This is a genomic window from Simplicispira suum, from assembly GCF_003008595.1.
Taxonomy (GTDB): Bacteria; Pseudomonadota; Gammaproteobacteria; order Burkholderiales; family Burkholderiaceae_C; genus Simplicispira; species Simplicispira suum.
Genome location: NZ_CP027669.1, coordinates 2,031,862 through 2,056,647 on the forward strand (window position 1 = coordinate 2,031,862; position 24,786 = coordinate 2,056,647).

Consider the following 24,786-nt stretch of genomic DNA (forward strand, 5'->3'; position numbering starts at 1 on the left):
TCTGTTTGACGACAATTTCCGGGTAAATACTGATGGGGTCAAACCCGTATTCCCGTCCTTTCGGGGAGTGGTGCAAGAACATGCTTAGCGAATGAAATGTCCGTTGCGACTGACCAAGGTGAGTTCAACGAAGTGGGAGGCGCTGCGCTCGGGTGCCGTGGCGTTGATCTCGAAGCCGCCCAGATCCCATTTGCGCAGCGTCCAGACGGCATCGATGAAAGTCGCGCGCGTCGGATTGCGCCCAGCACGCTGCAGGGCTTCAAGAAATGCGCGGGCATTGATGTAGCCCTCCAGCGCCAAGTGGGACGGTTCGGCTGTTGCGCCCAAGGATTTCCAGGCCTGCTGAAAGTCGCGCACCACCGGCACCACGGCGTTGGTCGGCAGCGGCACCACCTGCGATACCGCCATGCCACGCGCGCTCTCACCCAGCGCCTTGATGTTGGCCGAGGTCCCCAGCACCGACAGGGCGTACATCGTGACACCCGCGCGCAAGCTGTGGAAGGCTTTGGCAAATTCCAGCGCCGGCTTGCCAGCCAGGCCCACCAGTACCGCTTCCGGATTGGCCTCGGACAGGCTTCGCGCAGCTTTGTCGGCGTCGGAAGCATCGTTTTCTACAGTCGTGGCGATGGGCGCGGGAAGCTTGGCGTCGGCCACGGCCTGCTGCGCGCCCTGTAGCACTTCTTTGCCGAAGGCGTTGTTCTGGTAGGCGATGCCGATGCGCTTGATGCCCAGCGTCGCCAGGTGCTGCACCGCCTTTTCTGCTTCGTCGGCGTAGCTGGCACGCAGATTGAAGACGTTGCGTGCGCCCGCAACGCGGCTCAGCTGGGCCCCTGTAAACGGTGTGAAGAAGGGCATCCCCGACTGCAGCACTTTGGGCATCATTGCGCCGACCATGGGCGTTCCCATGCAGTTGAACAGCGCGAAGCAGGCCGGGTCGGCGAGAAACTTGTCGATGTTGGCCAGTGAACGCGCAATTTCGTAGCCATCGTCGAGCGTCTGCAGTTCGATCTTGCGGCCATTGACGCCGCCCTTGGCGTTGGCTGCAGCAAACGCCGCCTTGGCGCCCTGGTGCATGGCTGAGCCGAGATCGCCGAGCGGGCCCGTCAGTGCGGTCGACTGGCACAGTTTCAGCGGACTTTCCTGGGCATGCGCCATCGACAGGCCGAGCCAAGGCAGAGACAGCGCGCCAGCGAGCAGGGTGCGACGCGGCAGACGGGGGTCGGACGCGCTGAGGGCATGTTGGGATGGGAGAGTTTCCGTGTTCATGGTGCAATAGCGGCGCAAGCCGCAGGCTGCGACAGCGCAAAAAACTTCATCATGGCGCGATGTGCAGGCTGATGTTGTCCTTGTGCCGACAATTGCCCTCGTGGTATTCCCCAACCACCTGCCCATGACGCAAGACCTCTCCCTTCACCATCGCCGCCGATCACCCACACGCGATGAACTTGCCGGCATTCCGTGGTTGGCGCTGCTGCAGCCTGAGGAACGCGAGCGCGCAGTGGCGGCTCTGCTGGTGGGCGACGCCATGTCAGGTGACTATGTCTGCCGGGTGGGGCGCCCGGTGACCTACTGGTTTGGTGTTGTCGAGGGTTTGCTCAAAATGAGCAATGACCACGCCGACGGCAGCACCATGACGTTTGCCGGCCTGCCGCCCGGTGGCTGGTTTGGCGAGGGGACGGCGGTCAAACGTGAGCCCTATCGGTACAACGTCCAGGCGCTGCGGGCCAGCACCGTTGCAGGCTTGCCGATTGATACCTTTCACTGGCTGCTCGACCACTCGATTGGTTTCAACCGCTTCGTCATGCACCAGTTGAACGAGCGCCTGGGCCAGTTCATTGCCGCGCGGGAAATTGACCGCCTGAGCAATCCCAACGTGCGCGTGGCGCGCAGCCTTGCCGCGCTCTTCAACCCGGTGCTCTACCCTGGGGTCGGCGAAGTGCTGCGCATTACCCAGCAGGAGCTAGCCTACCTGGTGGGGCTGTCGCGTCAGCGGGTGAACGAGGCGCTTGCGGTGCTGGAAGCGCAGGACGCTATTCGCGTGGAATATGGCGGGCTGCGTGTGCTGGAGCTTGATGCCTTGCGCAGCGGTTTCTTTCGACGTGGGGGTGAGCAACCCTAGTGTCGTGAGTTGGAAGTTCGTTTCAGAAAGCTGCCGAGAATCGCCGCCATGCCGCGTTGCACATCCTCGCGCTAGCTCCGGCTATCGCTTGATGTGCGCCCTGCAAGACGACGATTTCGACAGCTTTCACTTTTCAACCTACTTCCGACTCACGGCACCAGCTTCCACGCGTTGGGATTGCCACCGTTGCCCCGTTATTCTTGTAAACAACGAATGGCAGCGCGTGCATTTCGCGGTCATGTCCGACTCAGTAGGGCGTACCGGGCAGCGCGGGCCGCTGCTGTCCAGCCTGCTGGGATCGCGCGGGCATGGCCAAGCGAGGCGAAGGGGCCGCGAGGCTGGCGTCGCCTGATGTGCCTTCAGTGCTTGCGTCGCGTGTCAGGCGAAAGGTGCCCACCATTTGCGTCAGTCGCCCCGCCTGATCACGCAAACTGTCTGCTGCGCTAGCGCCTTCGTCGACGAGAGCCGCGTTCTGCTGCGTCATGCTTTCGAGCTCGTCCATGGATTGGCTGACGTGTCCGATTCTCTGGCTCTGTTCCTGGGCTGCAGAGGTGATTTCACCCATGATGTCCGATACCCGGCGCACCGATTGCACCAGATCCTCGATGGTTTTTCCGGCATGGTTGACCAGGGCACTGCCCTCCTGCACCTGATCCACACTGGTACCGATGAGCGCCTTGATCTCGCGTGCCGCTTGGGCTGAGCGGCCTGCGAGACTTCGCACCTCGCTGGCCACCACGGCAAAACCGCGGCCTTGTTCGCCAGCGCGCGCTGCTTCCACGGCGGCGTTCAGTGCCAGGATATTGGTCTGGAATGCAATGCCATCGATCACGCTGATGATGTCGGAGATTTTTCGAGAGCTGGCGCTGATGGTGTCCATGGTGCGCACTACCTGCGAAACCACTTCGCCGCCGCGTGTAGCCGCGTCAGAGGCGCCCGCTGCCAATTGGTTGGCCTGGCGCGCCGCTTCTGCGCTGTTTGAAACCGCTCCCGTGAGATCGCCCAGCGCCGTGGCCGCACCTTGCAGGTTGTGGGAAGTGAGCTCGGTACGCTGGCTTAGATTGAGGTTTCCCGAGGCGACCTCGGAGCTGGCCACCAGAATCGATTCTGCCGTCTGCCCAATGTCGCCCACAAGCGTGCGAAGACGCTCCTGCATCGCGGCAATCGCATCGAGAAGGCGCCCGGATTCGTCATGAATGCGTACTTCGATCTGCGATGTCAGGTCACCGCGTGCGATGCGTTCGGCCACCACGACTGCGCGGCCCAGAGGTTGCGTAATGCTGGCAGTGATACGCCAGGCAATCAGCGCCCCCAATCCGATCGCCAGGAGAACCAGCACACCGGTTGCCATGCGTGTGCGACTCTGCGTCTGTTCGGCCAACGCCGTGGCTTGGGCGTTGAGCGTGTTCTGCAAAACAATCAGCTCTCCCAATTTGGCGCGCCAGGCATTCTCGCCGGGCGCGACGCGGGTCATCAGTCCGAGCGTAGCGCCCACGGTGTCGCCATCGTCTGCGGCTTTGAGCGCGGCGTCGAGTTCAGGCCGCGCCTTGCTGGCCAGTGCCCGCACCTCATCCAGTAACTTGATTTCGGCCGGCGTGGCGTTGCCCGCGCTCATCAACTGTGCAAGTGAGGCCTCCTGCTGCTCGTATTCCTTCAACGTCTTGCGGACCGCCTCAATTTGCGTGTGGGCCTGCTTGGAGTCGATCTCGTTGAGCATGGCCGCCGAGCGGCTTTGCAAGCCAATGACGCTCAAGCTGCCGAGCATCGCATCGACACCTTGCGCCTTTTGAGCGCCTATGCCCGTGATGCCGCGCATTTGCTGATGCACCTTTTCTCCCGACCACTGGCCCAGGGCTGCGACCGCCACGACCAACATCAGCATGCAGCCAAAGCCCAGACGCAGGCGCGTGGAGATAGCCATGGATCTGGGAGAAGAATGGAATGGCACGTCGTTCCTTGCAGCGGGAGAAAACAAAGAGGAGAGTCAAGCCGGCTCGCCACGTTTTAGTGTAGGTAGGAATAGCCAAGGCCGGTATGTGATTTTCCTCGCTCTTCATGTCGGCTGGACATCTTTGGGTCGTGCCATGTTCTGAGATCGAGCGCTGTGCTGACTGAGCACGGCGCACGGGCGGGGAATTCGGACATTTCTGCTTGTAAAAATGGTCCGTAGCGCTTATTCAATGAGCGTTTATTGCTATCGAAAAGATATAAATGTGGCTGCATGGTACGGAGTCGAATGTGCTACAAAGCGTGCTATGACCACGGCCAAGCCTCTTGCTCTGCTTCGCTCTGTATGGGTTTTGGCAGTCGCTCCCCTCAGTCTCGCCGCCTGGAGCGCCACCGTGCAGGTGGATGTGCGCGACGGTGCAGGGCAGCCGATTTCCGGGGCTGTGGTTTTTCTGGAATCGGCCCAGGCGCAGCGCGTGGTGCGTCCGCTGCAGGGCGTTGAAATGGCGCAGGAGAAAAAGCAGTTCGTTCCCGCAGTGCTCGCAGTCACCACCGGAACCGAGGTGCATTTTCCCAATCACGACGCGGTGCGGCACCACGTCTATTCTTTCTCGGCAGCCAAAAAATTCGAAATCAAGCTCTACAAGGGCACGCCGTCGAACCCGGTACTCTTTGATCAGCCCGGTGTCGTGCTGCTGGGCTGCAATATCCACGACCAGATGGTGGGCTGGATTCTGGTGCTCGATACCCCTTACTTTGCCTCCAGCAGTGCAGGGGGGCAGCAGCCAGGCCGTGCTGCACTGGTGCAGATTCCGGCGGGCAGCTACCAACTTCGCACCTGGCACCCGGGCCTGGCGGTCGGTGCACCGCCGCTCACGCAGCCGTTGATCGTGGATGCAGGTGCCGGCGAAGTACGCGCTTCGGTGCGGTTGACCGGGCTCACGCCTTGAAGCTGCGCAACTTGCGCCACAGCCTGGTTGCCCGGCTGATTGGTATTTCCCTTTTGCTCTTGCTCGCCGTGCAACTGGCGGGCTTTGCTGTGGTGCGTGCCAGCATCGAGCGCAACGCACGCGTGCAGATCACGCGCGAACTCGACACCGACGAACGCGTCTGGCGCCGCCTGCTGGAGCAAAAAGCCGAGCGCTTGCGCCAGGGTTCGGCGCTTCTGGCGGCCGACTACGGCTTTCGCTCGGCCGTCAGTTCGGACGATGTGGCGACCATCGAGTCGGCCTTGGCCAACCACGGCGCACGCATTGGCGCTGCCGTGACCGCGCTGCTCGATACCCAGTTGGCCCTGCGCGTTGTGAGTAGCCAGGCTGGTATGGGGCAGCTGCCTGCAGCGCTCGCGCAAGTGGTTCCGGCCCTGGCCGCAGAGCCTGCGGGCAGCCAGATCACGGTCATCGACGGCCTGCCGCACCAGTTTGTCATGGTGCCGCTGCGTGCGCCGCTGGTCATCGGCTGGGTGTTGATGGGTTTTCCGGTGGGCCAACCGCTGGCCGATGAAATGCGCCAGTTGCTCTCCGCCGACGTTGCGTTGCGAGTGGGTGACGGTCGCGGCGGGTTTTCTGTGCCCGTCAGTACGCTCGGGCCTCAGGCGCTGGCGCAGTTGCGTTCCAGCGCCGCGGCAGTGAACGAACTGGAGCTGGAAGGGGGCGACACTCTGCTGGTGCGCGCCAGCCCGCTCTCGCAGGTCGGGGTTCCGTCTGAGGCGCTGCTCCTGCGTTCGGTGGACGCCGTACTTGCCCCCTACCGCCAACTACAGTGGCTGCTGGCGGTCATTACCGCCGCAGGCGTGCTGCTCTTTGCCCTGGGAAGCAGCGCCATGGCGCGGCGCGTGACCACGCCGCTGCGCTCGCTGCTGGGCGCCACACGCCGGCTCTCGCGCGGTGACTACAGCGTGCCCATGGAACACACCGCGCGCAGCGACGAAGTGGGCGATCTGGCGCGTTCGTTTGACCACATGCGCATCGATATCAGCCACCAGCAGGCCGAGATCCGCGACCTGGCTTACCGCGACCGGCTGACCGGCCTGCCCAACCGCGAGCGCTTTCGTGGCGCCGTACTCGATGCCCTGCGCGCCGACGCGCTGCCCGGCCACTGCCTGGCGGTACTGATGCTCGATCTGGACCGCTTCAAGCATGTCAACGACGTGCTGGGCTACGCCTTTGGCGACCGCCTGCTCCAGGCCGTGGCCAGCCGGCTGCAGCCCATGGCCGGGACATCGGGCGATATGGTCGCGCGGCACGGGGGCAACGAATTTGCCCTGCTGCTGCATGTGACGGACGCGCAGGCCGCACTGCGCGTGGCCGAGCGCATTGCCGGCGCATTCGAGACCCCCATCCAGTTCGACGACCAGACCGTGGATCTGAGCGCCAGCATGGGCATTGCCCTGTGGCCGGAGCATGCGCAGGACGCCGACATGCTGCTCAATCGCGCAGAGATCGCCATGTATGGCGCCAAGAAGCGGCTTAGCGTGGTTTTGCTGTACGACCCGGCGCTCGATTCGTCCAGCGCGCAGACGCTTTCGCTTCTGGGTGATTTGCGCCGCGCCCTGGAGCATGGGGAACTGCGCCTGTACCTGCAACCCAAGGTGGCCCTACAAGCAGGCGATGGCGTGGCGGCCGAGGCCCTGCTGCGCTGGCAGCACCCGCAGCGCGGTCTGGTGCCGCCCATGGAATTCATTCCCTTTGCCGAGCAGACAGGTTTTGTGCGCCACCTCACCCTCTGGGTGTTCGAGCAGGTGGCGGCGTTGCTGGGCCAAAGCGGCGCGCGCGAGATGGTGCTGCGCGTTTCGGTGAACCTGTCCACGCGCGATCTGCTCGACCCGGACCTGAGCCTGCGGCTCGGCGCCATTCTTGCGCGCTACGCAGTGGATGCCGGGAGTTTTTGCCTGGAAATCACCGAGAGCGCCATCATGGACGATCCGCAGCGCGCCGAGGCCATGCTCAACCGCCTGGCACAGCAGGGGTTCAAGCTTTCCATCGACGACTTCGGCACCGGTTACTCGTCGCTCGCCTACCTCAAGCGCCTGCCGGTGAACGAGCTCAAGATCGACAAGTCCTTCGTGCTCGGCATGCAAAGCGGGGGCGGCGACGCGCAGATTGTTCGCTCCACCATCGACCTCGCGCACAATCTGGGTTTGACGGTGGTGGCCGAAGGTGTGGAAGACGCGGCGCTCATGGAGCGCCTGCGCGCCATGGCCTGCGACGAAGCGCAGGGCTACCACATCAGCCGCCCGATGCCAGCGGATCAGTTTTTTGGCTGGCACGCCGGCCCCGGAGCGGCGTTTGTGGCAGCGCCCTGAGGCAGGCCACCGTTCGCCGGCTCCCACCGCCCGTGGCGCTTTTGTTGTTAGTTGCGCTCGTTCCTGTTGTCTGCACCTATGGCCGAACCCCGTCCTCCCCGCTCCTCCTCCCCGCTGCCTGAACCGGCTGCGGCGCAAGCGCCTGCCACTGCGCCACGCCCGCTCCTGCGCCGCCCGGTGCTGGCTGCGCGGCGCCCTGCCGCTCGCCCAGCGGTCCGCCCACCTCCTGCGGTTCGCCCGCCGCCCGCAGAGCGCTCCGATCGTGTGCCCGCCAAGCCGCCCCCAGTTGCGGCCGCCGCTTGCGCGCCGCGAGAAGGCACGCGGCTCAACAAGCGCCTGGCCGAGCTGGGCGTGTGCTCGCGCCGCGAGGCCGACGACTGGATTGCACACGGTTGGGTCTACGTCAACGGCGCTGCGGCCGAGATGGGCATGCGCGTCACCCCGCAGGACAAGATCACGGTGGAGCGCGCAGCGCAGCGCCAGCAGGACAAGCAGGTCACCATCCTGCTGCACAAGCCCATGGGCTATGTGTCCGGGCAGGCCGAAGACGGCCACGAGCCGGCGGCGGCACTCATCAACCCGCGCAGCCAATGGCGCGAAGACCCAAGCGGCCTGCGTTTTTCGCCGCCGCAGCTGCGCGGCCTGGCGCCCGCTGGGCGGCTCGACATCGACTCGGTGGGGCTGCTGGTGCTGACGCAGGACGGTCGCGTGGCGCGCCAGCTCGTTGGTGAGGATTCCACCGTCGACAAGGAATACCTGGTGCGAGTGGTCTATGAGGGAGCAGGCGCCCGGCGCTCGGGCGAGCGCGCGCAGCCCCTGCAGGAAATCGATGAGCGCGATCCGGTGCACACCAACGTGCAGTCGGTGTTTCCCCAGGAACTGCTGGAGCGCCTGCGCCACGGCCTCAGTCTCGATGGTCAGCCGCTCAAGCCCGCCAAGGTGGACTGGCAGAACCCAGAGCAATTGCGCTTCGTGCTCGTCGAGGGCAAGAAACGCCAGATTCGCCGCATGTGCGAGCAGGTGGGCCTCAAGGTGGTGGGTTTGAAGCGCATTCGCATCGGCCGCATCACGCTGGGCGCACTGCCGGTGGGGCAGTGGCGCTTTCTGGCGCCGCACGAGCATTTTTGAGCGGGGCTGTGCGTCCGCCCCCGTCCTTCTGGAGTCCCCATGACCGCGCCTTCCGCAACTCCCAAAGGCAAGGCAGCGCGTGCGGCCTCGGCCGCCGCCGCCGCTGTGCGGCAACTGCGCGCCACCGATGCGCGCGGCGTGGCCCGCCTGGCGACACTCGCCACTGCCGGCGTGACCGACATCACCGAGGGCGTGCACCGCTCGGTGCTCGGCAGCATGGGATTGCCCGGAGGCAAGGCAGCGGGCCGCACGCGCGGACTCACCGGCCTCGTGTACCAGGCCATACGCGCTGCCACGCGGTTGGTGGATGCGGGCCTGCAAGCCGCACTGCTGCGGCTTGAGCCTTTTCTGGGCCGCGGCAGCGAAGCCGATACGGCGACGCCACCGCCTGAGCGCGAAGCCGTGCTGGCGGCGCTCAATGGCGTGATGGGAGACCGCCTCGCCGCAGACGGCAACCCGCTGGCGCTGCCCATGGAGCTGCGCCAGCAAGGCCGCCGCATCGACCTTGCGGCGCTGGGCGCCTCGGGTCAGGCCACCGGCAAGCTGTTGCTGCTGGTGCATGGCCTGTGCATGAACGACCTGCAGTGGCAGCGCGCAGGCCACGACCATGGCGCGCATCTGGCGCAGGCGCTGGGCTATACGCCGGTCTATGTGCGTTACAACACCGGACTGCATGCGTCCACCAACGGACGTGAGCTGGCCGGCCACATCGAAGCCCTGCTGGCCGATTGGCCGGTGCCGGTTCAGGAATTCACGGTGCTGGTGCACAGCATGGGCGGCCTGGTGATGCGCAGCGCCTGCCAGCATGCGGCAGATGCCGGCCAGCAATGGCTTGGGCGCTTGGACAAACTGGTTTTTCTGGGCACGCCGCACCATGGCGCGCCACTGGAGCGCGCCGGCAACTGGGTCGACGTGATCCTCGGCAGCACGCCCTGGAGCCGGCCCTTTGCCCGCTTGGGGCAGCTGCGCAGCGCCGGCATCACCGATCTGCGCTACGGCCATGTGCAGGACGCTGACTGGCAGGGGCATGACCGCTTCCGCAGAAGCCCCGACACGCGCCAGCCGCTGCCCCTGCCGGCCGGCGTCGCCTGCTACGCCGTGGCGGCGACTCTGGCACGCCAGCGCAGCCCCGTGGCCGAGCGCCTGCTGGGCGATGGCCTGGTGCCGCTGGCCAGCGCGCTGGGCCAGCACGCTCGGGCCGAGCATTCGCTGATTTTTGACAAGGATCGGCAATGGGTGGTGTACGGCGTAGGCCACATGCAATTGCTCGACAGCCCGCGCGTAGCGCAGCAACTGGTGCAGTGGCTGGCCAATTGACCCGCTAGCCCGGCGCACCCATCGCATTCTCAAGGAGACAACGTGGAAAACAAAAAATACCGTTTGGTGACGCGCAGCGACTTTGACGGCCTCGTCTGCGCCGTACTGCTCAACGAACTGGACCTGATCGACGAGATCACCTTCGTGCACCCCAAGGACATGCAGGACGGCAAGATCGCCATCACCGGGCGCGACATCACCACCAACCTGCCCTATGTGCCGGGCGCCTACCTGGTGTTCGATCACCACGAGTCCGAGACCGTGCGCAACGCCGGCCGGCGTGACGTCAACCACATCATTGAAGCGCATGCGCCGTCGGCCGCGCGCGTGGTCTACAACCATTACGGCGGCAAGGCGGCTTTCCCGCGCATCACCGAAGAGATGATGGCGGCCGTCGACCAGGCCGACTCGGCCCAGTATTCGCGCGACGACATCCTCGACCCGCAGGGCTGGGTGCTGCTGAACTACCTGATGGATTCCCGCACCGGCCTGGGGCGCTTCCGGGAGTTTCGCATCAGCAACTACGCGCTGATGATGGACCTCATCAAGTACTGCCGCGACCACACCATCGAGCAAATCCTGCAGTTGCCCGACGTGCAGGAGCGCGTGGCGCTGTACCACGAGCATGCCGCCAAGGCCAAAGAGCAAATCCTTCAGTGCGCGACGCAGATCGGCAACCTGGTGGTGCTGGACCTGCGGCCCGAGGAAACCATCTGGGCCACCAACCGCTTCATGATTTATGCGCTGTTCCCCACGGCCAACATCTCCATCCACGTGATGTGGGGCCTGCAAAAACAGAACACCGTGCTGGCCACAGGCAAGTCCATTTTGGACCGCAGCAGCAAGACGCATGTCGGCAACCTGATGCTCGAATACGGCGGCGGCGGCCATGCGGCCGCAGGCACCTGCCAGGTGGCCAACGACAAGGCCGATCAGGTATTGCAGGCGCTGGTGAAGCGGATCAACGCGGACGGCTGAAGCGCAACGCGGGTATTCCGGACGCGGTCGGGCTTGGCCCCCAACCCTACGCGTTTGGGTGCAGCCGGGCCACGCTTCAATCCCGCGAAATTTCAGGCCAAATCGGGCTCGAGCGCTTATCAGGAAAGCGCTTCCAGCTATCAAATTTGATTTTTCTCGCATGCGAGCGCCGTGGCGGGCCGCTGCTTGAAACCCGCGCGGGTCGCCCCTAGATGGGGCTTGCAAGTGCCGCTCCCGCTGCGGGGGGTGCTTTCCTTTTTTTCTTCACTGCCTTTTCGTCCATACAACCCTATGAGCAAACAAACCTTGTCTTTCCAGGCCGAAGTCGCCCAACTGCTGCACCTGGTCACGCATTCGCTGTACTCGAACCCGGATATCTTCGTGCGCGAACTGATTTCCAACGCCTCGGACGCCTGCGACAAGCTGCGTTTTGAAGCGCTGGACAAGCCCGCGCTGTACGAGGACGCGCCGAACCTGGAAGTGCGCGTGTCGTTCGACAAAGACGCCAAGACGCTCACCATTGCCGACAACGGCATCGGCATGAGCGAGCAGGAAGCCATCGAGCACCTGGGCACGATCGCCAAGAGCGGCACCAAGGACTTCATGGGCAGGCTTACCGGCGACCAAAAGCAGGACGCACAGCTCATCGGCCAGTTCGGCGTCGGCTTTTACTCGGGCTTCATCGTCGCCGACAAGATCACCGTCGAGTCGCGCCGCGCCGGCCTGCCGGCGAGTGAGGGCGTGCGCTGGGTCAGCACCGGCACGGGCGACTTCCAGGTCGAGCAGATCGAGCGCGCGCAGCGCGGCACCAGCGTCATCCTGCACCTCAAGGACGACGCCGAGGAGTACCTCAACGCCTGGAAGCTCAAGAGCGTCATCGCCAAATACTCCGACCACATCAGCCTGCCCATCCTGATGGAAAAGGAAGAGTGGAAAGACGGCGAGCTCATCACCCCCGGCGACGAAGCCGGCGGCCGCCAACCCGGCGCCATGGTCAAAACCGGCGAGTGGGAAGCGGTCAACAAGGCGAGCGCCCTCTGGACCCGGCCCAAGAAAGACATCACCACCGAGCAATACCAGGATTTCTACAAGGCCATCAGCCACGACCACGAGAACCCGCTGACCTGGGCGCACAACCGCGTCGAAGGCAACACCGAATACACGCAGCTGCTCTACATCCCGGCCAAGGCGCCGTTCGACCTGTGGAACCGCGACAAGAAGGCCGGCATCAAGCTGTACGTCAAGCGCGTCTTCATCATGGACGACGCCGAGGCGCTGATGCCCAGCTACCTGCGGTTCGTCAAGGGTGTGATCGATTCCAGCGACCTGCCGCTCAACGTCAGCCGCGAGCTGCTGCAAGAGAGCCGCGACGTGCGCGCCATCCGCGAAGGCAGCACCAAGCGGGTTCTGTCCATGCTCGAAGACTTGGCCAAGCACGACAAGCATGACGTACCCGCCGCAGCGGCCGATGGCGCCGAAGCCGTCACAGACGTCGTCGATGCCGACGACAAGGCCAAGGAAGGCAAGTACAGCCAGTTCTACGCCGAGTTCGGTGCCGTGCTCAAGGAAGGCCTGGGCGAGGACTTCGGCAACCGCGAGCGCCTGGCCAAGCTGCTGCGCTTTGCCAGCACCTCAAGCGACACGGCAACCGTGTCCTTCGCAGACTACAAGGCGCGCATGAAGGAAGGCCAGGAGGCGATTTATTACATCACCGCCGACACCCTGGCCGCCGCCAAGAACAGCCCGCAGCTCGAAGTCTTCAAGAAGAAGGGCATCGAAGTGCTCTTGATGACCGACCGCGTGGACGAGTGGGCGCTGAACTACCTGCACGACTTCGACGGCACGCCGCTGCAATCGGTCGCCAAGGGCGCGGTCGACCTGGGCAAGCTCCAGGACGAGGCCGAGAAGAAGGCGGCGGAGGAAGCCGCCGAAGCCTTCAAGCCGCTGCTCGCCAAGCTGAAAGATGCCCTCAAGGACAAGGCCGAAGACGTGCGCGTCACCTCGCGCCTGGTGGACTCACCTGCTTGCCTGGTGGTGCAGGACGACGGCATGAGCACCCAGCTGGCCCGCATGCTCAAGCAGGCCGGCCAGCAGGCGCCCGAATCCAAACCGGTGCTGGAAGTGAACCCCGAGCACCCGCTGGTGAAGAAGTTGGACGGCAGCGTGCACTTCAACGACCTGGCCAACATCCTGTTCGACCAGGCCCTGCTGGCCGAAGGCGGCCTGCCGGACGATCCGGCGGCATATGTGCGCCGCGTGAACGCGCTGCTGGTTTGAAATTTAGGTAAAAATGGCTGCTAGCGCTTATCTGGTAAGCGTTGGCAGCTATTGAAATTGAAGTAATCTGGGCGCACCGTGCACGTGAAGCGTCTCAGCTAGCCCGTTTTGCCGAGCGCAGAATCCGGGCGTGCAGCGCGTCGCGTTCGGTGGGCGCCGCATCGATCAGATCTTTGAGGGTGCGCTCGGGCAGCTCCACGCTCTGGCGCCGGTCTTTGGCGACAGGGACGTTGCGCCAACCGGACAGCACCATCCAGTCCCACAGTTCGCGTGGCATCGGTTGGGTGATCTGCATTTTCAGATTGCCGCACATGATGGACGCCCCGACCGGCGGCAAAGGTCCCACGGGCGGCGTTTGGCGCTTGGTGCGGATGGAAAAGAGCGTACGCAGCTTGTCTTTCATGGGGGTCCGGTTCCTCTACGGGAGAGCGTGCAGCATACAAGAGTGCGCGGCGCGCTGCAGGGCCTGCGTTGCGCGTTCGCTGGTATCGCTTGCGGTGTTGCCCGGTTGTGCGCAGCGCACCTGCCAGCGCGATGTCCCCGCGCCGTCTGGGGAAATTTTTTCTGCTTCGAACTGCCCTTATGCTGTCGCTGTCCGTCGATGGAGCGACGGCCAGGGTTCTTGGGTGAGCGCGCCGCCCGGCGCTGACATCGTTGCAAAGGAAACGCATGCAGGCCACGGAAGTGGAGCCGAGCGGAATCGAAGCCAGCCCCGTCGCGTTGAACGCCATCATGCGTGCGTCCGAAAAGCACGTGATTGTGGCCTCCGAGGACATCGTCGACGCGCGTGGCTTCAAGCTGTGGGCCAAAGGGCAACCGGTTTCGGCCAGTCTGCAACAGAAGTTGCTGGAGCGAAGGCTCGAGCGGCCCCTGGAAGCCTGCCTGAGCGCGCAGGACGGCGCCACTCTGCCCTTTGTTCAAGAAAGCATGGCCAGCTTTTTTTCCAGCCCAACGGCGCTGGCACAGGGCCTTGCGCCCTGGGCGGGGCCGGTGCAAGAGCATATGCAGGGACTTGCCTGGCATTCCGTGGTGCAGTTGCTGTGCACCACGGCAATGGCCACGCGCACCAGTTACATCGCCCATGCCGTGGCCGCAGCGGCCTTGATGGGGGCCATGGCCTTGTCAAAGAAATGGCCTGCAGCTGATGTCCGTACCGCAATGCTCGCCGGCCTGCTGCACGACATTGGCGAGGTCTACATCCAGCCCGAGTATCTGGATTCGTCGGATCCGCTGGATCTTTTGGGCTACAAGCACCTGGCCGTCCATCCGCGCATGGCGCAAATGCTGCTTGCATCGACGACCGATTACAGCCCAGCGCTGTGCCGAGCCGTCGGCGAGCACCACGAACGGCTCGACGGATCGGGCTACCCGGCGCGCCTGCTGGGCAAGCAGATGTCGGAGCTGGGCAAGATGCTGTCGGTGGTTGAGGTCACTCTGGGCATCTCGCGCGCCCGGTCGGCGCCGATGAAGCGAACCAGTTTCGCGCTGCGCCTGATTCCTGGCGAGTTCGACCTGCGCTACGCGAGCTTTGTTTGCAACATGGCCCAGGCGGCCCAAGAGGAGCTGCCAAAGCCTGACGGCCTGCCGCGCACCGTCAGCATTCTTCACCCCATGGAGCGCATCAAGGAGCGGATGGACGATGTGGCCGCGCTGCGCAGCGAGCTGCTGCGCCAGAAGAGCGCCGCGCCCAGCATGGCGATTGTTGAGGTGGCGACTGCCCGGCTCGACCGGCTGAAGACGGCATGGAACTCGCTGGGTTCCTGGGGAGCCAGCGCCTCCGACCTGTCCGGGGAAGTGCACTTCGAGCTGGACATGGCGGATCGCGAACTGAACCAGCGCCTGCGCGAACTCCAGCGCGAATGCCTGCTGCTGGCGATGCGCCTGCCGCTCAAGGAGCGCGGGTTGCTTGCGCCGCTGTGGCGGGAGTTGCAGGTGGACGAAGTTTGATGAGGGGGTTTACACCGAAAGCGGTGCCTCCTGCATCGCCTCGATCTGCTCTTCCAGCATATCCACCTGCCCGCTCCAGTAGTCGCTGGAGCCAAACCAGGGGAAATTGACCGGAAAAATCGGGTCTTCCCAGCGCCGTGCCAGCCAGGCGCTGTAGTGGATGAGTCGCAGCGTGCGCAGCGGCTCGATCAGCGCCAGTTCGCGCCGGTCGAAGCTGCGAAACTGCTCGTAGCCGTCGAGCAGCGCGCTCAGTTGCCCGGTGCGCTGGCGCCGGTCGCCCGAGAGCAGCATCCACAAATCCTGCACCGCAGGCCCACTGCGCGCGTCGTCCAGATCGACAAAGTGCGGGCCGCCGCGCCCCCATTCGTCCAGCGGGGTCCAGAGGATGTTGCCGGGGTGGCAGTCGCCGTGCAGGCGGATCTGCTTTGCATTGTTTATGCCAAATTGGCCTCCAGCGCTTGATGGGTATGCGCTAGCAGCTATTATTTCAAGAGCGCGCTGGCACCCGTTCAGCCAGCGCGATTGCATGTCCAGCGGCACGGCGGCATGCGCCATCAGCCAGTCGCGGGGTTCTTCGCCAAAGCTCTGCACGTCGAGCGCCGGGCGCTCGGCAAAAGGCTTGGCCGCGCCCACGGTATGCAGGCGCGCGAGAAAGCGGCCTATCCATTCCAGCACTTCCCAGTCGTCCAGCTCGGGCGTGCGGCCGCCGCGCCAGGGGCTCACCGAAAAGAGGAAGTCGCCATGCTGGTGCACCGTCTGGCCGCCCAGCAGCAGCGGCGCCACAGCCGGCACCTCGGCCTCCACCAACTCGGCGGCAAAGGCGTGCTCTTCCAGGATTTGCGCCCGGCTCCAGCGCTGCGGCCGGTAAAACTTGGCGACGACGCGCTCGCCATCTTCCAGCGTGGCCTGGTAGACCCGGTTTTCGTACGACGACAGCGCCATCAGCCGCCCGTCGCCATACAGGCCCACGCTGGCTAGCGCGTCCAGCACCTGGTCGGGGCTCAGGAGCGCGTAGGGGTGCGGGTCGGTGCTGGCGGCCTGGTTTTTGAAGGGCGGTTGTTCAGCGGCATCGGGTGGACTCATGCCCCATTGTCGCCCTCCGCACGCGTTGGCTGCAGACTGGCGATGTGGCCGCTGCGCGGATCGCCCTGGCCGGCGAGCAAGTCCTGGAACAAGGCCTGCGTGGCTTCGGGACCGAGATGCCGCTGCACCACCAGCCAGGGCGTGGTCGGTGATTGCACTGCCGTGCGCAATTGGTTCCAGGCGCCCACCAAGCGATCGTTCAAGCCCTGTGCGTCCCATTCGGCGTGGCGTTTCTTGGCTTGTGCGGGGGCGAAGAACATCACCGGGCGCGGCCCCGGCAACTGCCCGGCGCCACCCAGGTCCTGGACGTGGCTGGCGCCGACGGAGCAGCTGTAGGCCAGCCCTGTGAAGTGCGTGTGGACGCGCTGTCGCAAGGCCACGCTGCCGGCGAAATCGATGTAGATGCAGGGCGCGGCGCCGTCGAGTTGCTCGATGGCGTCGTAGGCCAGCACGCGGTCGTAGCAGCCCAGGCTCTCGCAGAACGCCAGGTTGCCGGGCGAGGTGAGGCCCACCACTTCCAGGCCGCCGCGCTGCGCCAGTTGAAACGCCGTGCCCCAGGCGGTCTTGCTCGATGCGCTGGAGAGCAGCATGCGCCGCGCGCCAAAGAACTGCTGGTCGGCAAGGAAGTCGTCGATCAGCCACGACGTGATGAACAGCGGGCGCAAGAGCGCCTGCAGGTCTTCTTTGTCGTCCCGGTAGAACGGGTCGGCGCTTGCGCGCACATAGTGGTTGTAGACCGCGTGCAATCCCGCGCGGTGCGCTGCGCCATCGCTGAAGCCTGCAGCGTTGGCGCGTTGGGGCGCAAGCACGGCGCTGCTCGCCATGGGCCAATAGCCGTACAGGCGCTCGCCCATGGCGACGTCGGGATGCGTGGATTCCACCACCGTGCCAAAGCCCCACACCGGCACGACGCCCCAGCCCGCTTCGCCGCTGGGAAAGAACTTCCAGTAGTTCAGCATGTCGCCGAGGGCGGCGTAAGTGATGTTGTTGGCGGTGAGCGCAAACGCATCGACGCGCACGCGCACCTGGCCATCGGCGAGGGGCGCGTCGGGGGCCGACACAAGGCGGGTGGTGGCCAGCTGATCCTGGCGGACGAGGAGAGTGGTGGTGCTCATCAATCCACGCTAAACGAAAGTGCCGCCCCACTCAACACGCGGGCGGCACCTGGGCGACAGCAGGCGCCGGACGGCGTCCAGCCCTGCCATGGATGGGCCGGCTCAGGCCAGCGTGATGTTCACGTCAATATTGCCGCGCGTCGCGTTCGAATAGGGGCACACCTGGTGGGCTGCGTCGATCAACTTTTGCGCAGCGTCCTTGTCCATTCCTGGCAGCGACACTTTCATGCGCACCGCAATGCCGTAGGCGTTCGGGATGGGGCCCAGGTCCACCTCGGCGTCCACGGCCAGGTCTTGCGGCAGCGTCAGCTGCGTCTTGCCAGCCACGGCCTTCATGGCACCGATGAAGCAGGCCGAGTAGCCAGCGGCAAACATCTGCTCGGGGTTGGTGCCGGTGCCAGGCGTGCCGGGCGAAGAGAGCTTCACGTCCAGGCGACCGTCGTCGCTGCGGGAGGCCCCTTCGCGGCCCCCGGTGGTGTGGGCTTTGGCGGTGTAGAGAACTTTTTCGAGTGTGGTCATGGTGGTTTCCTTCAAGGTTGTACCTGCGGTGCAGGCGGGGGAGAAACGGGATCGGCGGCCGTGCGGCCAGCGGCGAGGGTGCCCCGCAGCGCCTGCAATTGCTGCGTGAGCGCCCGGATTTGCGGCCATTCGAGCTGGCTGTGCGTGCGCACACAGGCCGGTACGCTGCGCGCCTGCTGCTGCAGCGCACGGCCCGCTGGGGTGAGGGTGATACGCACGCGGCGCTCGTCCGCGCTGTCCCGGGTGCGCTGCAGCCAGCCCGCGCTTTCCAGGCGCTTGAGCAGTGGCGTGAGCGTGCCGGAATCGAGAAAAAGACGCTCGCCGATGTGCGAGACGGGCAGATCGTCCTGCTCCCACAGCACCAGGAGCACCAGGTATTGGGGGTAGGTCAGGCCCAGCGCCTCCAGCAGCGGCTTGTAGACCTTGGTCATGGCCAGCGACGCGGAATACAGCGCGAAGCAAAGCTGGTGATCGAGCAGCAGTTCGGGCGGGCTGGAAGGTGAGGGGCACGCTGGCATCGTTGAATTGTAGCTGGCAATTAAATTGTGCGCAACTTAATTGTCAGAAAAGCAAGCAACTTAAGCCTTGGTAGAACACGTGAAGTCGGGGGAATTCATTGGATTATTGGAGCCTGACCCCATACATGGACGCCCCCGGTTTGCCAAGCCGCGCCTGAGCATGATGTTGTTTTCAAAGGTATCAGGACTGCTGCCATACATCCGGACTTTGTTGGGTCACTTTCAACCCTGTCCCTGATGGAATTCGCTCACCAGCTCCCTATCAATTTCGCGTGCTCGTTGCCGGCACGTCGGGGTCATCGGGTTTTGCTGATGCCGGTCCAACCTGTGCTTGCCATCATCTCGCCTTGAGCGTTGCCTGTGCAATCAATGGGTGCGCTGCCCGTTTCAATCGTGTTTGTCCTCGTTCGCTTTCATACTGCGGCCAACATTCTGGCCTCGGGCCGGTATTCGCTGGCTTTGACCAGCATGGCCCAAAGGATGCGTGCATTGCGATTGGCCAGTGCAACTGCAGCCACATTGGCGTTGCGCCGGCTCAGCAGCCGATCGAGCCACGCATCGGTGCTTTTGCCTGCGGCGCGCCGCCGCTCATTGGCCTGAATCAGCGAGCGCGCTCCATGGATGAGCAAGGTGCGCACATAACCATCGCCGCGTTTGCTGATGCCCAGCAGTTTGTCCTTGCCCCCACTGGAGTGCTGGCGCGGCACCAACCCCAGCCAGGCGGCCAGTTGCTTGCCATTGGCAAACAGCGTGGCATCGCCCACGGTGGCCACGATGGCGCTGCTGGTGATGGGGCCGATGCCCGGCACTTGCTGCAGCCGTCGCTCGGCGCTGTCTGCCTGCACCGATGAGGCGATGAGCTGCTCCAGTTGAGCGACCTGCGCATCGAGCTGCTTGAGCTGCTGGTGCAGATGTCCGATCAGGGTGCGCATGGGCGAAGGCAGCGCCATGCGCTCATCAGCGGCAACGGCGCCAGCTTGGACGAGCACCACGCGCAGGCCCTGGGCCATCACGATGCCGAACTCACTGAGCAAGCCGCGAATCTGGTTGGCCAGCGCCGTGCGCATCTTCACAAAGCCCTGGCGTGCGCGGTGCACGGCCAGCACCGCTTGCTGTTCGCAGCTCTTGACAGCCACAAAGCGCATGCTGGGGCGGCTGACAGCTTCGCAGATGGCTTGCGCGTCTGCGCGGTCGTTCTTGTTGGATTTGACGTAGGGCTTGACGAACTGCGGTGACATCAGGCGCACATCGTGCCCCTGGCTTTGCAGCTTGCGCGCCCAGAAATGCGCGCCTGAGCAGGCCTCCATGCCAATCAGGCACCGCGGCAAACCGACAAAAAACTCGGCCATCTGCGCGCGGCGCAGGGGCTTGCTGAAGACGATCCGACCGGTGTGATCGACACCGTGCACGTGAAAGATGTTCTTGGCCAGATCGATGCCAACGGTGGTAACTTGCATGGTGGACGCTCCTGTCTGTTGAACAAGTGGTTGATCGAGCCTCCACTTTGGCACTTCAAGGCCGATCAGGTGGGGGCGTCCATTCCATTAATGAATTCCCGCAAGTGAACGTCAGTACGTGTACACCCCACGCCCCGTTTTACGCCCCAGGTGCCCCGCCGCCACCAGCTCCTTGAGCAGCGGGCACGGGCGGTACTTGCTGTCGCCGAATTCCTGCAGGTACACCTCCATCACCGCCAGACACACGTCCAGGCCCACCAGGTCGGCGAGAGCGAGCGGACCAATGGGCTGGTTGCAGCCGAGCTTCATGCCGGCGTCGATGTCCTCAGGCGTGGCCAGGCCTTCGGCCAGCACGAAGAAGGCCTCGTTGATCATGGGCACCAGAATGCGATTCACCACAAAGCCCGGCGCGTTCTTCACCGTGATGGGCGATTTGCCCAGGCGCAGCGCCAGGGCCCTCACGGCGTCGTGCGTGGCATCGTTGGTCTGCACGCCCCGAATCAGCTCGACCAGCGCCATCATCGGCACCGGGTTGAAGAAATGCATGCCAATGAAGTGCCCTGGCCGCGAGGTGGCCGCCGCCAGCTTGGTGATCGAGATGGACGAGGTGTTCGAGGCAATCAGCACCTCGGGCCCGGCAATGGCGTCCACCTGCTTCAAAATCTTGAGCTTGAGCTCGTAGTTTTCCGTCGCCGCTTCGATGATGAGCTGCGCGCCCTGGAGGGCTGCATAGTCCGTCGAGGTCTGGATGCGGGCCAACGCCGCATCCTTGTCGACGCCGGTCATCTTTTCTTTCTTGATCAAGCGGTCCAGGCTGCTGGCCACCGTGGCAACGCCTTTGAGGACGGCCGCGTCCGAGATATCCACCATCACCACGCCCACGCCCGCCACCGCGCAGGCCTGCGCAATGCCGTTGCCCATGGTGCCCGCGCCGATGATGCCAACCTTTGTGATTTCCATATAGAGAGCTCTCTTCAAAGTGAAACAGACCTTCATGATGGTAGCGAGATTCTCGTGCGCTTCCGGTTAAGGTGCGCCAAAGCCTTCGCGCGAAGACGCAGGCAACACCAATAAGGAGACCCATGTTCGACTACATCGTGATTGGCGGCGGCTCGGCCGGCTGCGTGCTCGCCGGCAGGCTGAGCGAAGACCCGGCAGTGCGCGTCTGCCTGCTCGAAGCGGGCAAGCCCGACAACAGCGTGCTGATTCACTGCCCTGCGGGGCTGGCCGTGATGGCCAAGTACGAACTCAATGGCTGGGGCCAGAACACCACGCCGCAACCGGGCCTGAACGGCCGCCGGGGTTACCAGCCGCGCGGCAAGGTGCTGGGCGGGTCCAGCTCCATCAACGCCATGATTTACGCCCGCGGCCAGCACGCCGACTACGACCACTGGGCGGAAGAGGGCAACCCCGGCTGGGGTTGGAGCGACGTGCTGCCTTACTTCAAACGCTCCGAACACAACGAGCGCGGCGCGGACGCCCTGCACGGCAGCGGTGGGCCGCTCAACGTGATGGACCTGCGCTCGCCCAACCCGTTTGCCCAGCATTTTGTGGAAGCCGGTGTGCAGGCCGGTGAGGTGCGCAACGCAGACTTCAATGGCCCGGCGCAGGAAGGCGTGGGCATGTACCAGGTCACGCACAAAAATGGCGAGCGCTTCAGCGCCGCCAAGGCCTACCTGACACCACATCTGGCGCGGCCCAACCTGCGCGTCATCACCGGCGCGCGCGCCACGCGCATCGTCTTTGAGGGCAAGCGTGCGGTGGGCGTCGAATACGAACAGGGCGGCGTGCGCCAGACCTTGCGCTGCTCGCGCGAGGTGTTGCTCTCGGCCGGTGCGCTGCTCTCGCCCCAGCTCCTGATGCTCTCGGGCATCGGCCAGGGTGCGCAGTTGCAGGCACTGGGCATCCCGGTGCTGCACGATTTGCCTGGTGTTGGACAGCATCTGCACGACCACGTCGATGTGGTGCAGGTCATGGACGCGCCGGGCCTCTACGACCTGTTTGGCATCTCACCTACGGGCGCCATGCGCATCCTGCGCGGCATTGGCGAGTGGCGCCGCGCCCGCAGCGGCATGCTGACCACCAACTTCGCCGAATCCGGCGGTTTCATCAAGAGCCGTCCCGAGGAGGCCGCGCCAGATTTGCAGCTGCACTTCGTCATCGGCAAGCTGGTGGACCACGGCCGCAAGACGGTGCTGGGCCACGGCTACTCGTGCCATGTCTGCCTGCTGCAACCCAAGAGCCGGGGCAGCGTGCAGCTCGCCAGCAAGGACCCGAACGCCCTGCCACTGGTGGACCCGAACTTCCTGGGCGAGCAGGACGACATCGACCGCCTGGTGCGCGGCATGAAGCGCATGCGCGAGATCCTGAACCAACCCGCACTGGCAAAGTTTGGCGCGCGTGAATCCAAGGCCTCCGCCAGCGCCACGAGCGACGCCGAGATAGCGCAGTTCATCCGCAACCACGCGGACACCATTTACCACCCGGTGGGCAGTTGCCGCATGGGGCCGGGGCCGCTCGACGTGGTGGATGCCGAGCTGCGCGTGCATGGCCTCGCGGGCCTGCGCGTGGTCGACGCGTCCATCATGCCGCGCGTGGTCAGCGGCAACACCAATGCGCCGACCATCATGATTGCGGAGAAGGCGGTGGATTTGCTGCGGGCGGCTGGGTGAGGTGTGGCAGCTTTGATTGCCTGTCAATTGCTCTGAGTTGCAACTTGCCTCAGACGTCTGAAGGGATCAGCGGACTGACTTCTTATCCGCGTGCTTTTGCCGACGGTGGGAGCCGGGTATGCGCCCGGCGGCGCAGTAACTTTCTTTCGCGTCGCCGAAAGAAAGTCACCAAAGAAAGGGCGACCCCGCTGTCCGTGTCCCCTTCGGGGCAACCTGCGGTGCTCGCTTCAGGCGGGGTCCGCGCAAACTCGCTTCGCTCAAACAGCGCGCGGCCCTGATCCGCCTGAAGCTGTGCTCCTCGGCACGGACAGAGGGGAACTGGGGCCCAGCATCTCTTCGGGCCATCGCTGCACTCGGCCCAGGAAGTTGGCACAAGCGCGGCGCAGGCATTGGGGTCGGACAACGATTTCGCGCAGCGAAACTCGTGCTCCGACCCCAATCCCGGACCATGGAGAGCGGCGTTGGCGTGGAATGTGCCTGGGTGCGGGCTGGCGACCAAAGAACTGCTGATGGGCAGAAAAATTTATATCAAATCGGCCTCCAGCGCTTTTCCCATAAGCGCCAGTAGCTATCTTTTATAGAGCATACGCTTCACGCTCTGAACCGCCGCCGCGTCAGGGCCAGCGCCACCCAGAACGCCAGCACCGTGGTCGCAAGCAGCGTCCCCCCATGGCGCAGCGCCTGCTGCGGCCATTCGTCCATGAACAGCGGGCGCACCAGCTCCACCGCATTCGTCAGCGGCAGCCAGTCCGAAATTGCGCGCACCAGCGGCGGCAACTGCTCGCGCGGGAAGAACACGCCCGAGAGGAACATCTGCGGCGTCAGCACCAGCGTGAAGTAGTAGGTAAAAAAGTCGTAGCCCTTGGCCAGCGCGTTGAAGATGAGTGCGATGGCCGAGAACATCACACCCACACACAGCAGCACTGGCCAGGCGACCAACAGCTTGGGGCTGTGGCTGATGGAGAGCGCCAGCATCACCAGCAAAATCGCCGTCACCGTGAACAGCGCCTTGAACGCCGCCCACAGCAGCTCGGCCAGCAGCACGCTGTCGAGGCTGACGGGCGTGTTCATGATGCCCTCCCAGGTCTTTTGCACGTGCATGCGCGAGAAGGCCGAGTACAGCGCCTCGAAACTGGCCGCGTTCATCGCGCTCATGCAAATCGAGCCGCTGGCCAGGAACAGGATGTAGGGCACCGGCTCACCATTCACCGTCAGTTGGCCCACCAGCGCCCCCATGCCATAACCAAAGGCCACCAGCCACATCAGTGGCTCGGCAATGTTGCCCACCAGGCTGGGGATGGCCAGCTTGCGCCAGACCAGCAGGTTGCGCAGGAACACCGGCCACCAGTTGAATGACAGGTCCGGGGCGCGCCAGAGGCTGGGCGTCTGGGCGCGTTCACCTGTTTTCATGCGTCCTCCCGAATCTGACGTCCTGTCAGCTTCAAAAACAAATCCTCCAGATTCGCCGGCCGGTGCAAGGTGCGCAGTTGCGGGTGTTCGAGCAGCACATCGAGCAGCGGATGCGCGTTCTGGGTGTAGAAGAACACCGTCTCGCCGCTCACCTCGATGCGCTCGGCCAGCGGCGCCAGCTGGGCGTCGTGTTGCAAGGCCAGCGCTCCGGCGCCATAGACCTCGACCACCTCGCGTTCCAGGTGCTCGGCAATCAGGGCGCGGGGCGCGCCTTCGGCAATCTTTCTGCCGTGGTCGAGCACGATCAGGCGCGAACACAGGCGCTCGGCCTCGTCCATGAAGTGCGTGGTCAGCAGGATGGAGGTGCCGCTCTGCACCAGGCGCTGCAGCCGCTCCCACATCAGGTGGCGCGCCTGCGGGTCGAGACCCGTGGTGGGTTCGTCGAGCAGCAGCAGGCGCGGGGCGTTGACCAGGGCACGGGCGAGCGAGAGGCGCCGCTTCATGCCGCCGGAAAGCTCGGCCGGTCTGGCGCCGGCCTTGTGGCTCAGCGCGGCAAATTCCAGGAGCTGCGGAATGCGCTCGTCCAGCACGGCGCGCTTCAAGCCGAAGTAGCGGCCATAGACGCGCAGGTTCTCCAGGCAGTCAAAGTCTGGGTCCAGCGTGTCGAACTGCGTCACCACGCCCAGGTGCTGCTTGATGGCGAGCGCGTCGCGCGGCATCGCGAGCGGCGCCGCCCCATCTGGCGGGCGGTAGTGGATGCTGCCTGCGTCCGGCACGGTGAGCCCCAGGCACATGCGGATGGTGGTGGTTTTGCCGGCGCCGTTGGGCCCGATCACGCCCAGGCATTCACCGGGCGCGATGGCAAACGACACGCCGTCCACCACCAGGGCGCTGCCGTAGGATTTGCACAGGCCGGAGACGTCGAGCAAGGGCGTGGGCGCGGTCGGCGGCGCGGCGAGGGAAGGCATCATGGCCGTGGATTCTCCCGCACCCCG

21 protein-coding genes are annotated in these 24,786 nt (G+C 64.6%); 10 read left to right on the plus strand and 11 right to left on the minus strand.

The genetic code is table 11. The annotated features are described in order from the left end of the window. Positions 1 to 84 precede the first annotated feature (84 nt). Positions 85 to 1,266, minus strand: a complete 1,182-nt coding sequence (locus C6571_RS09425; RefSeq protein WP_106448144.1) for an ABC transporter substrate-binding protein — start codon at positions 1,264 to 1,266, stop codon at positions 85 to 87. A 124-nt stretch (positions 1,267 to 1,390) separates the two neighbouring features. On the opposite strand from C6571_RS09425, the gene C6571_RS09430 reads away from it, so the two are divergent. Next, entirely contained in the window at positions 1,391 to 2,119 is a 729-nt protein-coding gene (locus C6571_RS09430; RefSeq protein ID WP_106446461.1) for a Crp/Fnr family transcriptional regulator, read from the plus strand. Between the two features lie 247 nt (positions 2,120 to 2,366). Here C6571_RS09430 and C6571_RS09435 read toward each other — a convergent pair whose 3' ends face one another. Beyond that, positions 2,367 to 4,040: a methyl-accepting chemotaxis protein gene (locus tag C6571_RS09435; protein WP_106446462.1), complete on the minus strand. Its 1,674-nt coding sequence runs from the start codon at positions 4,038 to 4,040 to the stop codon at positions 2,367 to 2,369. On the opposite strand from C6571_RS09435, the gene C6571_RS19710 reads away from it, so the two are divergent. The 7 genes from C6571_RS19710 (at position 4,039) to htpG (ending at position 13,070) form a co-directional block, all read left to right on the plus strand. Beyond that, entirely contained in the window at positions 4,039 to 4,212 is a 174-nt protein-coding gene (locus tag C6571_RS19710) for a hypothetical protein (protein ID WP_170094714.1), read from the plus strand. The genes C6571_RS09435 and C6571_RS19710 overlap by 2 nt on opposite strands. Positions 4,213 to 4,374: 162 nt before the next feature. Further along, positions 4,375 to 5,016, plus strand: a complete 642-nt coding sequence (locus C6571_RS09440; RefSeq protein WP_106446463.1) for a methylamine utilization protein — start codon at positions 4,375 to 4,377, stop codon at positions 5,014 to 5,016. Next, positions 5,013 to 7,370, plus strand: a complete 2,358-nt coding sequence (locus tag C6571_RS09445; protein WP_106446464.1) for a putative bifunctional diguanylate cyclase/phosphodiesterase — start codon at positions 5,013 to 5,015, stop codon at positions 7,368 to 7,370. The genes C6571_RS09440 and C6571_RS09445 overlap by 4 nt, the downstream gene beginning before the upstream one ends. Positions 7,371 to 7,448: 78 nt before the next feature. Further along, the gene (locus C6571_RS09450; protein WP_245901241.1) at positions 7,449 to 8,498 is read left to right on the plus strand and encodes a pseudouridine synthase; all 1,050 of its coding nucleotides are present in this window, start codon (positions 7,449 to 7,451) and stop codon (positions 8,496 to 8,498) included. 39 nt (positions 8,499 to 8,537) lie between these two features. Beyond that, positions 8,538 to 9,815: a lipase family alpha/beta hydrolase gene (locus C6571_RS09455; protein WP_146139322.1), complete on the plus strand. Its 1,278-nt coding sequence runs from the start codon at positions 8,538 to 8,540 to the stop codon at positions 9,813 to 9,815. A 42-nt stretch (positions 9,816 to 9,857) separates the two neighbouring features. Then, positions 9,858 to 10,793, plus strand: a complete 936-nt coding sequence (locus C6571_RS09460; protein WP_106446465.1) for an exopolyphosphatase — start codon at positions 9,858 to 9,860, stop codon at positions 10,791 to 10,793. 291 nt (positions 10,794 to 11,084) lie between these two features. Beyond that, positions 11,085 to 13,070 carry a molecular chaperone HtpG gene (gene htpG / locus C6571_RS09465; protein WP_106446466.1) on the plus strand — a complete coding sequence of 662 codons (1,986 nt, stop codon included), beginning with the start codon at positions 11,085 to 11,087 and terminating at the stop codon, positions 13,068 to 13,070. Positions 13,071 to 13,164: 94 nt separating this feature from the next. On the opposite strand, the gene C6571_RS09470 is transcribed toward htpG, so the two are convergent. Further along, positions 13,165 to 13,473, minus strand: coding sequence for a hypothetical protein (locus C6571_RS09470; RefSeq protein WP_106446467.1), 309 nt, complete (start codon positions 13,471 to 13,473; stop codon positions 13,165 to 13,167). 266 nt (positions 13,474 to 13,739) lie between these two features. On the opposite strand from C6571_RS09470, the gene C6571_RS09475 reads away from it, so the two are divergent. Further along, positions 13,740 to 15,017: an HD-GYP domain-containing protein gene (locus C6571_RS09475; RefSeq protein WP_106446468.1), complete on the plus strand. Its 1,278-nt coding sequence runs from the start codon at positions 13,740 to 13,742 to the stop codon at positions 15,015 to 15,017. Positions 15,018 to 15,026: 9 nt separating this feature from the next. On the opposite strand, the gene C6571_RS09480 is transcribed toward C6571_RS09475, so the two are convergent. The 6 genes from C6571_RS09480 to C6571_RS09505 all read right to left on the minus strand — a co-directional run bounded on the left by C6571_RS09480 (position 15,027) and on the right by C6571_RS09505 (position 20,669). Beyond that, positions 15,027 to 16,100: a serine/threonine protein kinase gene (locus C6571_RS09480; protein WP_106446469.1), complete on the minus strand. Its 1,074-nt coding sequence runs from the start codon at positions 16,098 to 16,100 to the stop codon at positions 15,027 to 15,029. Continuing rightward, positions 16,097 to 17,215, minus strand: a complete 1,119-nt coding sequence (locus tag C6571_RS09485; RefSeq protein ID WP_106446470.1) for a DUF2855 family protein — start codon at positions 17,213 to 17,215, stop codon at positions 16,097 to 16,099. The genes C6571_RS09480 and C6571_RS09485 overlap by 4 nt, the downstream gene beginning before the upstream one ends. 102 nt (positions 17,216 to 17,317) lie before the next feature. After that, on the minus strand, positions 17,318 to 17,734 hold the full coding sequence (locus C6571_RS09490) for an organic hydroperoxide resistance protein (protein WP_106448147.1): 417 nt from the start codon (positions 17,732 to 17,734) through the stop codon (positions 17,318 to 17,320). 11 nt (positions 17,735 to 17,745) lie between these two features. After that, on the minus strand, positions 17,746 to 18,252 hold the full coding sequence (locus C6571_RS09495) for a MarR family winged helix-turn-helix transcriptional regulator (RefSeq protein ID WP_106446471.1): 507 nt from the start codon (positions 18,250 to 18,252) through the stop codon (positions 17,746 to 17,748). Between the two features lie 413 nt (positions 18,253 to 18,665). Next, positions 18,666 to 19,709 carry an IS110 family RNA-guided transposase gene (locus C6571_RS09500; protein ID WP_106446472.1) on the minus strand — a complete coding sequence of 348 codons (1,044 nt, stop codon included), beginning with the start codon at positions 19,707 to 19,709 and terminating at the stop codon, positions 18,666 to 18,668. A gap of 111 nt (positions 19,710 to 19,820) precedes the next feature. Continuing rightward, on the minus strand, positions 19,821 to 20,669 hold the full coding sequence (locus C6571_RS09505) for a 3-hydroxybutyryl-CoA dehydrogenase (RefSeq protein WP_106446473.1): 849 nt from the start codon (positions 20,667 to 20,669) through the stop codon (positions 19,821 to 19,823). Between the two features lie 122 nt (positions 20,670 to 20,791). Between C6571_RS09505 and C6571_RS09510 the strand changes: the two genes are divergently transcribed. Continuing rightward, positions 20,792 to 22,381, plus strand: a complete 1,590-nt coding sequence (locus C6571_RS09510; protein WP_106446474.1) for a GMC family oxidoreductase — start codon at positions 20,792 to 20,794, stop codon at positions 22,379 to 22,381. A 591-nt stretch (positions 22,382 to 22,972) separates the two neighbouring features. Here the strand turns inward: C6571_RS09510 and C6571_RS09520 are convergent. Continuing rightward, positions 22,973 to 23,791, minus strand: coding sequence for an ABC transporter permease (locus C6571_RS09520; RefSeq protein WP_106446476.1), 819 nt, complete (start codon positions 23,789 to 23,791; stop codon positions 22,973 to 22,975). Further along, the gene (locus C6571_RS09525; protein WP_106448148.1) at positions 23,788 to 24,759 is read right to left on the minus strand and encodes an ATP-binding cassette domain-containing protein; all 972 of its coding nucleotides are present in this window, start codon (positions 24,757 to 24,759) and stop codon (positions 23,788 to 23,790) included. The genes C6571_RS09520 and C6571_RS09525 overlap by 4 nt, the downstream gene beginning before the upstream one ends. Positions 24,760 to 24,786: the final 27 nt, after the last annotated feature.

What these genes read in the sequence shown, in the direction of transcription:
- C6571_RS09425 (WP_106448144.1), bottom strand. Translation starts at nt 1,266, where the DNA reads ATGAACACGGAAACTCTCCCATCCCAACATGCCCTCAGCGCGTCCGAC.
- C6571_RS09430 (WP_106446461.1), top strand. Translation starts at nt 1,391, where the DNA reads ATGACGCAAGACCTCTCCCTTCACCATCGCCGCCGATCACCCACACGC.
- C6571_RS19710 (WP_170094714.1), top strand. Translation starts at nt 4,039, where the DNA reads ATGGATCTGGGAGAAGAATGGAATGGCACGTCGTTCCTTGCAGCGGGA.
- C6571_RS09435 (WP_106446462.1), bottom strand. Translation starts at nt 4,040, where the DNA reads ATGGCTATCTCCACGCGCCTGCGTCTGGGCTTTGGCTGCATGCTGATG.
- C6571_RS09440 (WP_106446463.1), top strand. Translation starts at nt 4,375, where the DNA reads ATGACCACGGCCAAGCCTCTTGCTCTGCTTCGCTCTGTATGGGTTTTG.
- C6571_RS09450 (WP_245901241.1), top strand. Translation starts at nt 7,449, where the DNA reads ATGGCCGAACCCCGTCCTCCCCGCTCCTCCTCCCCGCTGCCTGAACCG.
- C6571_RS09455 (WP_146139322.1), top strand. Translation starts at nt 8,538, where the DNA reads ATGACCGCGCCTTCCGCAACTCCCAAAGGCAAGGCAGCGCGTGCGGCC.
- htpG (WP_106446466.1), top strand. Translation starts at nt 11,085, where the DNA reads ATGAGCAAACAAACCTTGTCTTTCCAGGCCGAAGTCGCCCAACTGCTG.
- C6571_RS09470 (WP_106446467.1), bottom strand. Translation starts at nt 13,473, where the DNA reads ATGAAAGACAAGCTGCGTACGCTCTTTTCCATCCGCACCAAGCGCCAA.
- C6571_RS09475 (WP_106446468.1), top strand. Translation starts at nt 13,740, where the DNA reads ATGCAGGCCACGGAAGTGGAGCCGAGCGGAATCGAAGCCAGCCCCGTC.
- C6571_RS09480 (WP_106446469.1), bottom strand. Translation starts at nt 16,100, where the DNA reads ATGAGTCCACCCGATGCCGCTGAACAACCGCCCTTCAAAAACCAGGCC.
- C6571_RS09485 (WP_106446470.1), bottom strand. Translation starts at nt 17,215, where the DNA reads ATGAGCACCACCACTCTCCTCGTCCGCCAGGATCAGCTGGCCACCACC.
- C6571_RS09490 (WP_106448147.1), bottom strand. Translation starts at nt 17,734, where the DNA reads ATGACCACACTCGAAAAAGTTCTCTACACCGCCAAAGCCCACACCACC.
- C6571_RS09495 (WP_106446471.1), bottom strand. Translation starts at nt 18,252, where the DNA reads ATGCCAGCGTGCCCCTCACCTTCCAGCCCGCCCGAACTGCTGCTCGAT.
- C6571_RS09500 (WP_106446472.1), bottom strand. Translation starts at nt 19,709, where the DNA reads ATGCAAGTTACCACCGTTGGCATCGATCTGGCCAAGAACATCTTTCAC.
- C6571_RS09505 (WP_106446473.1), bottom strand. Translation starts at nt 20,669, where the DNA reads ATGGAAATCACAAAGGTTGGCATCATCGGCGCGGGCACCATGGGCAAC.
- C6571_RS09510 (WP_106446474.1), top strand. Translation starts at nt 20,792, where the DNA reads ATGTTCGACTACATCGTGATTGGCGGCGGCTCGGCCGGCTGCGTGCTC.
- C6571_RS09520 (WP_106446476.1), bottom strand. Translation starts at nt 23,791, where the DNA reads ATGAAAACAGGTGAACGCGCCCAGACGCCCAGCCTCTGGCGCGCCCCG.
- C6571_RS09525 (WP_106448148.1), bottom strand. Translation starts at nt 24,759, where the DNA reads ATGCCTTCCCTCGCCGCGCCGCCGACCGCGCCCACGCCCTTGCTCGAC.